The 10,305-nt window shown below is 65.6% G+C and carries 8 protein-coding genes, 1 pseudogene and 1 riboswitch; of the genes and pseudogenes, 2 read left to right on the top strand and 7 right to left on the bottom strand.

Going from position 1 to position 10,305, the window contains the following annotated elements:
- Positions 1-230 precede the first annotated feature (230 nt).
- The 6 genes from ACT84W_RS01380 to ACT84W_RS01355 all read right to left on the bottom strand — a co-directional run bounded on the left by ACT84W_RS01380 (position 231) and on the right by ACT84W_RS01355 (position 7,900).
- Entirely contained in the window at positions 231-1,409 is a 1,179-nt protein-coding gene (locus ACT84W_RS01380; RefSeq protein WP_417575726.1) for a phosphoribosylaminoimidazolecarboxamide formyltransferase, read from the bottom strand.
- A 153-nt stretch (positions 1,410-1,562) separates the two neighbouring features.
- Positions 1,563-2,201 carry an IMP cyclohydrolase gene (locus ACT84W_RS01375; protein WP_417575727.1) on the bottom strand — a complete coding sequence of 213 codons (639 nt, stop codon included), beginning with the start codon at positions 2,199-2,201 and terminating at the stop codon, positions 1,563-1,565.
- 83 nt (positions 2,202-2,284) lie between these two features.
- Positions 2,285-2,371, bottom strand: a riboswitch (ZMP/ZTP riboswitch).
- A 23-nt stretch (positions 2,372-2,394) separates the two neighbouring features.
- The gene (locus tag ACT84W_RS01370; RefSeq protein WP_417575728.1) at positions 2,395-2,832 is read right to left on the bottom strand and encodes a type II toxin-antitoxin system VapC family toxin; all 438 of its coding nucleotides are present in this window, start codon (positions 2,830-2,832) and stop codon (positions 2,395-2,397) included.
- Entirely contained in the window at positions 2,825-3,106 is a 282-nt protein-coding gene (locus ACT84W_RS01365; RefSeq protein ID WP_417575729.1) for a type II toxin-antitoxin system RelB/DinJ family antitoxin, read from the bottom strand. Before ACT84W_RS01365 ends, ACT84W_RS01370 begins: the two co-directional genes overlap by 8 nt.
- A gap of 405 nt (positions 3,107-3,511) precedes the next feature.
- Positions 3,512-7,195, bottom strand: coding sequence for an FtsX-like permease family protein (locus ACT84W_RS01360; protein ID WP_444327953.1), 3,684 nt, complete (start codon positions 7,193-7,195; stop codon positions 3,512-3,514).
- Positions 7,196-7,198: 3 nt separating this feature from the next.
- Positions 7,199-7,900, bottom strand: coding sequence for an ABC transporter ATP-binding protein (locus ACT84W_RS01355; protein ID WP_417575731.1), 702 nt, complete (start codon positions 7,898-7,900; stop codon positions 7,199-7,201).
- A 261-nt stretch (positions 7,901-8,161) separates the two neighbouring features.
- Between ACT84W_RS01355 and ACT84W_RS01350 the strand changes: the two are divergent.
- Together ACT84W_RS01350 and ACT84W_RS01345 are read left to right on the top strand one after the other, a co-directional pair.
- Positions 8,162-8,638: pseudogene (locus ACT84W_RS01350) on the top strand (MFS transporter); the annotation flags it as partial.
- A 169-nt stretch (positions 8,639-8,807) separates the two neighbouring features.
- Entirely contained in the window at positions 8,808-9,308 is a 501-nt protein-coding gene (locus ACT84W_RS01345; RefSeq protein ID WP_444327952.1) for a hypothetical protein, read from the top strand.
- Between the two features lie 14 nt (positions 9,309-9,322).
- Here ACT84W_RS01345 and ACT84W_RS01340 read toward each other — a convergent pair whose 3' ends face one another.
- Positions 9,323-10,171 carry a DegV family protein gene (locus ACT84W_RS01340; RefSeq protein ID WP_417575733.1) on the bottom strand — a complete coding sequence of 283 codons (849 nt, stop codon included), beginning with the start codon at positions 10,169-10,171 and terminating at the stop codon, positions 9,323-9,325.
- Positions 10,172-10,305: the final 134 nt, after the last annotated feature.

Genomic DNA, 10,305 nt, shown 5'->3' with positions numbered 1-10,305 from the left:
GCCGCTTAGGCGCACAGCAAGAAGAGACGCACCGACGCGCGTTAAGCGCGCTTGACCCGTTAAGCAAATCGATGCGTTAAATTTCACCGTCCACATTCGTCAATACTTAACGGCTTTCTCAGGTACGGAATGGGGGGCGGAAGCTAAGGGGCGGGCGCGAATCATCCGAGTCGATTTCGGATGATTCGTGCCCGCCCCTACTAGTTGTCGCGCCCTCAGGCTATCGCGCGCTAGTGGTGGAACAGCCTCATGTGGGTGAAGGCCATGGCCATGCCGTACTTGTCCGCGGTCTCGATCACGTTGTCGTCGCGGATGGAGCCGCCGGGCTCGGCGATGTAGGTCACGCCGGACTTGTGGGCGCGCTCGACGTTGTCGCCGAAGGGGAAGAAGGCGTCCGAGCCGAGCGTCACGCCGGTCTGCGTGGCGATCCAAGCGGCCTTCTCCTCGCGGGTGAGGACCTCGGGCTTTTGGGCGAACCACTTCTGCCACTCACCCTCGGCCAGCACATCGTCGTGCTCGTCGGAGATGTAGACATCGATGGCGTTGTCGCGGTTGGCGCGGCGGATACCGTCGACGAACTTGAGGCCGAGCACCTTCGGGTGCTGGCGCAGATACCAGGTGTCGGCCTTGTTGCCCGCGAGGCGCGTGCAGTGGACGCGGCTCTGTTGGCCGGCGCCCACGCCGATGGCCTGGCCGTCCTTGACGTAGCAGACGGAGTTCGACTGCGTGTACTTGAGCGTGATCAGCGAGACGATCATGTCGCGGCGGGCGGCATCAGGGATGTCTTTATTTACCGTCACGACGTCGCTGAGCAGCTCGTCGTCGATCTTAAAGAAGTTGTGCCCCTGCTCGAAGGTGATGCCAAAGACGTCCTTGGTCTCGGTCGCCGGGCAGACGTAGCCAGGGTCGATCTGGACGACGTTGTACTTGCCGCCCTTCTTTGCCGAGAGGATCTCGAGCGCCTCGGGGGTATAGCCGGGGGCGATGATGCCGTCGGAGACCTCGTGCTTGATATAGCGCGCGGTGCGCTCGTCGCAGACGTCGGAGAGCGCGGCCCAGTCGCCGTAGGAGCTCATGCGGTCGGCGCCGCGGGCACGGATATAGGCGCAGGCGATCGGGGAAAGCTCGCCCTCGTCGTCGACGAAGTAGATCTGCTTGTCCACCTCGGAGAGCGGTAGGCCCACGGCGGCCCCGGCGGGGCTCACGTGCTTGAAGCTCGCTGCGGCGGGCAGGCCCGTGGCCTCCTTGAGCTCGCGCACGAGCTGCCAAGAGTTGAGGGCGTCGAGGAAGTTGATGTAGCCGGGCTTGCCGCACAGCACGGTCACGGGCAGGTCGGAGCCGTCCTTCATGTAGATGCGGGAGGGCTTCTGGTTGGGGTTGCAGCCGTACTTGAGCTCGAGTTCGTTCAAGGGATCTCCTCTTTTAGGGGGTGCGGGGAGACGCATCCGCGGTGCTCAGACAGTCCTTTTCGCACGGACGCGACATCAAGTCGCGTCCGGCTCATGCGGAACTGCGCCCACGGATGCGTCTCCCCGCACTCGCGAGCGCAGAACAAAACCTCGCTAATCGCCCAGATGCTTGTTGAAGATGCGGACGTCGGCGCCGAGCTTGGCGTAGAGGCTCACCTTGTTGTCGGCGTCGAGGGCGCGCCAGACGTCGGCGGGGTCGGCGGGCAGCACGACTTCGAGGGGCTCGCCGGCGAAGGTCGGCAGCGGGTCGCCGTCGCCCTGGTAGGTACTGATGAAGTAGCCCACGCCCTCGTCGGCGCCCTCGTACGCAAAGAACTCGCGCAGGCAGCGGCCGTTGGCCTGGTGCTTGAGGATGGAGATCTCGAACGAGTCGTCCTCGTTGACGACGGCGCTGATGCGCGGGGTGAAGTTCGGCGCGTCGGGCTCGAACTCGCGGGCCATGCAACCGTCGCGGAAGCTCCCCGCGTCGACGATGGTGTCAGTCTGGTCGCCATTCGTGACGACGAGCTTCTTGCCCATGGTGCGCACGGGTCGATAAATGATCAGGCTCGGGTCCTCGAGCAACGCCGGGTCGTGCGCCTGCGTGCGGATTCCGTCGTCGGTGGGGACGAAGACGCGATTACGCGAGTTCACGCTGCGGCCCATGATCCAGTAGTAGACGACGTCCTTGCCCACCACAATCCCGCGCCCGGGGTACGGGTTGCTGGCCAAAAGCTCGCAAAGGTCCTGCATCGGCACATCCTTTCGGTGATGAGCCGCCTCCCCGTGCGCGATCGGCCGCCAAAAAATAAGGCAAGCCCACCCCTGCACAGAGAACGGCTTGCCCAGACGGTCGGCACTGAGTATGTTCGCGCTGCTCCCCCGCGGTTGCCCGCGTATACCCGTCAGTCACAGCACTACTGTTGAGTATAGCTGGTCGGGCGCCTCAGTCCCCGTTGCAAGCAATCTCGAGATAATCTGCGCAGTCGAGGGAGCGAATCTTCGAGTGCGCGAACGCGGACTCGTTCCGAGTGAGGATAAAGTCGATATCGTTCAGCTCGGCGCAGGCGCGGATAAGCCCATCCCCGAAGTCGGGCTCATCTGAGCGAAGCGCAATATCGCATTCCTCGGCAGACAACGGGACGATGATGAGGAGGTTCATCAAGAATCCAACTGCTCGCCTCGCGCTTTCCTCACCATATTGTTTACAGAAAATGCGATATGCGTCTTTTAGCGATGCCGCCGCGACGAAGCCCATGTCTCCCTCGCCGTTGCATAGCTCGATCACCTTGTTTGCCTCCGCATGCTGCGGCCGGCCTTCGCAGACCAAATCCAAGAGAATGTCCAGGCCAAAGAGCAGGCGGTAATTTGAACGCCTAGGCATGGTGGCTCACGCCCACTCCGTTTACCTGCTCATCCTTGAGGTCAAGCAACCACGGATCGGCCTCGGGAAGGCTCTCTTGGAACCTGTGGAACTCCCCTAGGATGTCGACCGATTCATCGGTTTCTTCCTTTGGGAGCTCACCGCCAGCGGCGATTTGTCTCCAAAAGCGCTTGATCACCTCGCCGACCGTGAGCCCTTCCGCCTTGATGCGCGCCGCTGCGCGGGCGGCGGTCGCTTCGTCGATGCGAGCGGACACCACAACCGTACCTGCCATGTCCATCCTTTCTGTGTATACAGTAACACCGGAAAGCGCCTGCTTGGTGCGGGCCATCCGGCATCATCAGGTGCTATTATCAAGACGGACGGCACCCGGTGCCACGGGTTTGGCCGACTCCACTTTTTGAATTGTGTAAGTGGATGGAAGTGGCCGCTTCCGCTTATGCGGGGGCAGCTATTTTCGTCGGCCGATCATGAAGCCGAGTCCAATTGCCGCGATTACGAGTGACAGCAGATTCAAAAGATCTGAAGTGCTCATAAGCCAACCTCCTCAGAGAGGGAGTCGGCCCCGTCCACCTTGATCTCAGCACCTGATTCAATTTGTGCATAGTATACGTGTATACAAAATCAAGAGGGGAAAGAATCCGCAGCTTCTTGCCCCTCTTTTTCCTTATTTTTTGCGTTACTCCGCGGACTTGAGGGCGCCGACCATGTCGACGCGGTCGAGGGAGCGGTTGGTCATCGCGTTGACCATGAGGGTGAACGCGAAGGCGAGCGCCGCGGCGATGAGGTAGGTGGGCCAGGCGACCACAGTGTCGAAGTAGAGCGACGGCATCTTGAGCACGAGCGTGAGGCTGCGCGTGAGCGCATAGCCCAGCGGCAGGCCGGCCACGATGCCGATCCCGGTGAGGATGATGGTTTCTTTGTTGATGTAGACGTGGACCTCGCCGTGCTTGAAGCCGAGGACCTTGATCGTAGCGAGCTCGCGCTCGCGCTCGGAGATGTTCGTGTTGGACAGCGTGAAGACCACGGTGAAGCTCAGCGCCGCAGCGAGCACGATGACCACATAGACCACGGTGTTTATGAGCGTGAAGGCGCTCGAGAAGTCGCGCACGAGCTTGGCCGTCGACGTGACGGACAGCAGCCGCTCGTCGCCGGTGAGCCCGTCGGCAAAGTCGATCTGCGCCGCGGAGTCGCCGTTCAGGTCGGCAAGAAGCCCGTTCTGCTCGCACTTCTTTGCGAAGCAGCGCTCGTAGGCCGACTCGCTCATGTACATCGAGTTGCCGAGGTAGTTGGTGACGACGCCGTTGACCTCGACGTTCGACTCGGCGAGGGTCGGGTCCTGCACGTGGACGATGTCGCCCGCGCCGAAGCCCAGCACCTGCTCGGCGCTCTTTGTGATGGCGCAGCCCGAGTCGTCGAGCGCGACCTCGGCGCCCGAGGCGTCGCCGAGCCCCACGTATCTGGAGGCGTCCACGCCGTCGGGGAACACATAGAGCGTCACGGACTCCGAGGCGTCGCCGTAGCTCACGGTGAGCTGGTCGATGCGGACGCGCTGCAGGTCGCGTACCTCTTCGCGGACACCGAGGTCGTCCGCGACGGCGTCGAGGTCGGAGGTGCTGCTCGCGGCCACAAGGTCGTAGCGGATGGCGCCGCCGTCCTTGCCGTACTGGCGCTCAGGCAGCGAGAGGACCGTGTCGCGGATGCCGAAGCCGCAGATGAGCAGCGCGACGCAGCCCGCGATGCCGAAGACCGTCATGAGGAAGCGGCGCTTGTAACGGAAAATGTTGCGCGCTGTGACCTTGTTGAGAAAGCTCAGGCGACTCCAGACGGGGCGGATGCGCTCGAGCAGGATGCGGCTGCCGGCCTTCGGGGCCTTCGGGCGCATGAGCGAGGCGGGCGACTCGCGGAGCTCCTTCACGCAGGTCGTGGCCGTGGCGCCGACGATGCCGAGCATGAAGAGCACGATTGCGGCGACCGCGTAGACAGCATCGAGGTGGTAGGTGAACGCCGGCAGCGCGTACATCGTCGAGAAGATCGTGAAGATAATCGCCGGCAGCACGATGAACCCGACGAAATCGCCGATGATCCCGCCGATCAGGCACGCCGAGCCCGCGTAGGCGACGTATTTGGACAGGATGCGGCCGCGCGAGTAGCCGAGCGCCTTGTACAGGCCGATGAGCCCGCGTTCCTCCTCGACCATGCGCGTCATGGTGGTCAGCGAGATCAGGATCGCCACCACAAAGAAGACGATGGGCAGCACCGTGCCCAGGACCTCGATGCACGAGGCGTCGGACTCGACCGATGAGTAGCTGGAGAGGCTGCCGCGGTCCTGCACGTACCAGGTGGGATCGTCGATGTCGGCGACCTTGGCACGGGCGTCGGCGATCTTTTGCGCGGCCTCGGAGCGCTTGGACTCGAGTGTCGCGCGGGCGTCGGCGAGCTGGGCGGCGCCGTCGTTGAGCTCGCCCTCCTTCTGGCGCAGGGTCGCGCGGGCGTCCGAGATCTGGGCGAGCGCCTTCGCGCGGTTGGCGTTGAGCGTGGCCTGCGCATCGGCGAGCTGGGCGCGGGCGGACGCGATCTGCGCGCGGCCGGCCTCGAGCTGCGCCCGTGCCGAGAAGAGCTGGTCGCGCTTGCCGGTGAGGTCGGCGAGCTGGGACTCGAGCCCGGACTTCGTCTGGGAGAGCTCAGCGACCTTGTCGTCGATGGCCTTGTCCGCCGCGTCGGCGGCCTGCTGCTTCGCCTGGGCGGTCGCAGTCTCCTCCGCCTCGGGCGAGAGCTGCTCCTTCGCAGCCTTGAGCTGGGTCAGCTGCTCCTGGAGCTGCGCGACCTGGGCCTCCGCCTGCTGGAGCTGCTCCTCCGGTGCGGGCGGGTCCATCTGCTTGAGCTGCTCGAGGGCAGCGGTCGCCTGTGCGACGCCCGCCTCGAGCGCCGTGACGTTGTCGTCGATGTGCTCGTAGTCGGGGACCTGGGAGCGGCCCTCGGCGAACTTCTTTGCAACTTCGTCTGCGGCCGCCTGCTCGGCCTGCGTGACGGCGGCCGCGCGCGTCTGGTCGGAGCCGGCGGTCGCGATGCCCTCGTCGAGCTGCCGGATGCCGTCCTCGATCTGCCTGATGCCGTCCTCAACCTGAGCGATACCGTCCTGGACCTGCGGCTCGTTGGCGTCGATCTCGACGGCCTTCTGGTTGAGCTGAGCCAAGCCGGCGCTGATCTGCGCCTGCGCGTCGTCCATCTGGCGCACGGCGAGAGCCTCCTGGAGCGTGAGCTGCTCCTTGCCGTCCTCGAGCTGGGCGCGGCCGTCGTCGAGCTCGGCCTGGGCATCGTCGATCTCGCGCTGGCTATCGGCGAGCTTAGCGTTCGCCTCGTCCTCGGCGTCGTCGATGGTCGCGTTCGCGTCGGCGCGGACAGACTCGCCGCGGGCGCGCTGGCGCTCCTCGCGAGCGTCGTCGACGCGCTTCTTTACATCGCTGACCAGGCGTTCGTACTCGTCGGAGTAGCACAGCGGCACCTCGGCGCCCTCGACGGAGAGGTAGGCCACGGTATAGACGTCGGCCTGCACGTTGTCCTTCGTGACAAAGAAGGCGTACTGCGCGCCGCCGCTCGCGCGGAACGACATTGTGCCCTCGCCCGCGTTGATGTCCTGCGGGTCGAGCACGATGGCGCTGATCCGGTATTCCTTGCGCGCGAAGATGGGCTCCGACTCGGCGTCGGCGGAGTCGTCGTCGAGGTCAATGGAGAGCTCATCGGAGCTGGAGTCGGATCCGGCCGCGTCCTTCTGGGCGTCGTCGCCTTCCTTGCTGCTCTGAGAATCGGAGTCCGCGGCGCTGCGGAAGGTCACGGCATCCCCCACCCCCACGCCCGTCTCCGCGGCATAGCGCCTGGTCACGGCCACCTCGTCTGCGCTCGTGGGTAGCTCGCCCTCGAGCACGCGCGGCTCGTTCAGGCCGTCGTCGGAAAGCGCGCGGACCTCGGCCTTTGAAGAGCCGGAGCCGACGGTCGTGTAGACGGTCTCGGTCCAGCCGCCCTCGGCGCGCTCCACGCCCTCGGTGCCCGCGAGCGCGGCGACGTCGTCGTCTGTGAGGCCGAGCGTCGACTGGACGCGCACGTCAAAGAGATGCTGCGCGTCGAAGAACTCATCGGCGGACTGCCGCAGGTCGAGGCAGGCGGCGCGCAGGCCCACGATCATCGTCACGCCCAGCAGGCAGATCACAGCGAGCGCGATGAAGCGCTTGAGCGTGCCGCGCACCGTGCGCAGGGTCCCGAGCGCGAAGGCGTTGCCCACGCGGCGCTTGCGCGCGCGGGGACCGCTCGCCCGGGGATCGTTCGCTCGGAGCTCGCGCGCGCCCTTCTTTCCTACGGCGGTCATCGGCTACCACTCGATCCGCGAGATCGGCAGCGGGCTCGCGTTCGTGGTCATCTGGGTGACTCGGCCGCTCTTGAAGCGGATGAGGCGGTCGGCCATGTCCGCCAGCGCCGCGTTGTGCGTGACGATGACGACGGTGATGCCGTCGCGGCGGCAGGTGTCCTGCAGAAGCTGAAGAATCTGCTTTCCCGTCTGGTAATCGAGCGCGCCCGTAGGCTCGTCGCAGAGCAGGAGCTTGGGGTTCTTTGCCAAGGCGCGGGCGATGGAGACGCGCTGCTGCTCGCCGCCGGAAAGCTGGGCCGGGAAGTTGTCGAGGCGCCCGGACAGGCCGACCTTGCCCAAGGTCTCCTCCGCGTCGAGCGAGTCGGGGCAAATCTGGGCCGCGAGCTCGACGTTCTCGAGCGCGGTCAGATTGGGGACAAGGTTGTAGAACTGGAAGACGAAGCCCACGTCCGCGCGACGGAAGTCCACGAGCTCGTCCTCCGTGGCGTCGCTGATGTCGCGGTCGCCGACGATCACGCCGCCCGACGTCGCGCGGTCCATGCCGCCGAGGATGTTCAGTGCCGTGGTCTTACCCGCGCCTGACTGGCCGAGGATCACGGCGAGCTCGCCGCGCTCCACCTGGAAAGAAGCACCGTCGAGGGCGTTGATCTTCGCCGTCCCCTCGCCATAGCTGCGCACGACGTTGCTGAACTCGATGTAGGGCATGGCTGCTCCGATGGCCGCGGTACCGAATCCGTATGAACGAAGTATAGGTTGAACCCGCCCCAGATCCGCGCACTTATCGCCGCGCGGCCCCAACCCGCCCATCACTGGATGACAGTCATTGCGTGCAGCATTATTTGCCACCCATCAGCCGGTGACAGTCATTGCGTGATGGGTGTCCCAGAAAGCTGCACGCAATGACTGTCACCCAGTGTTGGTCGTATACTCGCTCGGGTTCGTTTGCGCTCGTAGGGGGAGTCATCTATGAAAAAAGGGCTGATCGCGCTCGCAACAGGCTCGTTTGCCTTGGGGTTTGCCGAGTTTCTCGTCATGGGGATCATCACGAACATCGCCGCCGGGGTCGGGGTGACGGTACCGGAGGCGGGCGGGTTCATATCCGCGTACGCCGTCGGCGTGTGCTTCGGCACGCTCATCCTCGTGTTCGGCCACCGGATCGAGCCGAAGCGCCTGCTCATGGCCTTCATGCTGCTGTGCTGCGCAGGCAACGCGATGGCGGCGCTCGCGCCCGACGCGGCCACGCTCACCGTGGCGCGCTTCATCTCGGGCATGCCCCACGGCGCGTTCTTCGGTACCGCGACCATCGCCGCCAAGGCCATGGCCGAGAAGGGCCGAGAGAACCAGGCCGTCGCCGTCATGGTCCTCGGCCAGACGCTCGCGAACACGCTCGGCGTCCCCTTCGGCACGCTGCTCGCCGGGCTCGTGAGCTGGCGCGCCGCTTTCGTCTTCGTCGCGGTATGGGCGTTGATGTCTTTCGCGCTCATCGGCAAGCTCGTCCCGCGCATCGGCGCCGTCGCAGACGCAGGGCTCGCCGGGCAGTTCCGCTTCCTCGCCAAGCGTGCTCGCCGCCGTGCTTTTGGGCAACACGGGGATCTTCTGCTGGTGGAGCTATGTGTCCCCCTGGCTCGAGAACTTCGGCGGCTGGGCCGCGGCGGCGCTGCCCGCGCTGCTCGTGCTCGCGGGGTCCGGCATGATCGTGGGCTCGCAGCTCGGCGGGCGCTGTGGGGATCTTCTGTCCCCGGGGCGCGCGGCGGCGATCGGCCAGGGCATCGCCTGCGCGGCCATGCTGCTCATCTTCGCGTTCTCTGGGAGCATGATCACCTCGGCGGCGCTGATGTTCCTCTGCTGCGTGGGGCTCTTTTTCCCGTCGAGCCCACAGCAGCTCGCGATGGTCGAGGTCGGCGCCGGCGGCGGCGAGATGATCGCCGGCGCGTGCGTGCAGGTCGCGTTCAACGGCGGCAACGCCATCGGCGCGCAGATTGGCCAGGCGGTGCTGAGCACGGGCGCCGCGTACAACGCGCCCGCGCTCGCCGGCGCGCCCATCGCCGCGACGGCCGCTGTCCTGCTGCTGGCCTACGCGCGCCTCTTCGAGCCAGCGTATCACCACAGGTAAACGCCTGCACTCCCCTACTTCCGGAAGAATGCCACCGCGATCGCGCCGGGGCCCACGTGGGTGCCGATAGTGGCGCCGACGCTGTGGACGGGCAGGTCGCCGCCGGGGAAGCCTTCCTTCCACAGCGCCTTCGAGTCCGCGATGTACTTTTGCAGCAGCTTGTCCGAGAGCCCCGCATAGCCGAGCGCCACGGGCATGCCGAAATCGATGCCGCCCGCGCGCTCGACCTCCTCGTTCAGCAGGTTGCGGCCGTTCTTCGAGCCGCGCGCCTTGCCGAGCATCTTCACCTCGCCGTCCTCGATGGTGATCGCGGGCTTAATGGACAGCAGCGTGCCCACGCCCGCTGCCGCGGCGCCAATCCTGCCGCCGCGGCGCAGGTACTCAAGGGTGTCCAGGAGCGCGACCACGCACACACGGTCGCGCAGCTCCGTGAGCTCGTCGGAGATCTCCACCGCCGTGCGCCCCTCGGCAGCCAGACGCAGCGCGTGCTCCACGAGGATCCTCTCGCCCACGCAGACGTTCAGGCTGTCGACCACGCGCACGACGGTCTTCGCCTCCGCGGCGGCGGTCATCGCGGACTGGCAGGTGCCCGAGAGCTTGGACGAGAGTGTGATGCACACGACGTCGTCGCCCGCGTCGGCCGCCTCGTCGAACGCCTGGCTGAACACGAAGGGGTTGACCTGGCCCGTCTTCGGCAGGTCGTCGCCCTCGACGAGCAGCTCGTAGAAGTGCTCGTGGCTCAGATCCACGCCGTCTGCGTAGGTATCCATGCCGAACATGATGGAGAGCGGCAGGACCACGAGGCCCTCGTGCTCGCCGGGCAGGATGTCGCTTCCGGAATCGGTGATGATGCGAACAGACATGGCTCTTCCCTCCCCGGGGCGTGGGCCCCGCGGTCGTTGGATTGCTGATTGGTTTGCTTGGATGGTCGCGAAGCGCTGCAAAGAAGCGCGCGGCGCTTATCTCGACATCGTCTTTAGCCGCTCGAGCACGGACT

The sequence above is a fragment of the Paratractidigestivibacter sp. genome (assembly GCF_052362415.1).
In the GTDB taxonomy this organism is placed as follows: domain Bacteria; phylum Actinomycetota; class Coriobacteriia; order Coriobacteriales; family Atopobiaceae; genus Paratractidigestivibacter.
This window is presented reverse-complemented; position numbering and strand designations above follow the sequence as displayed.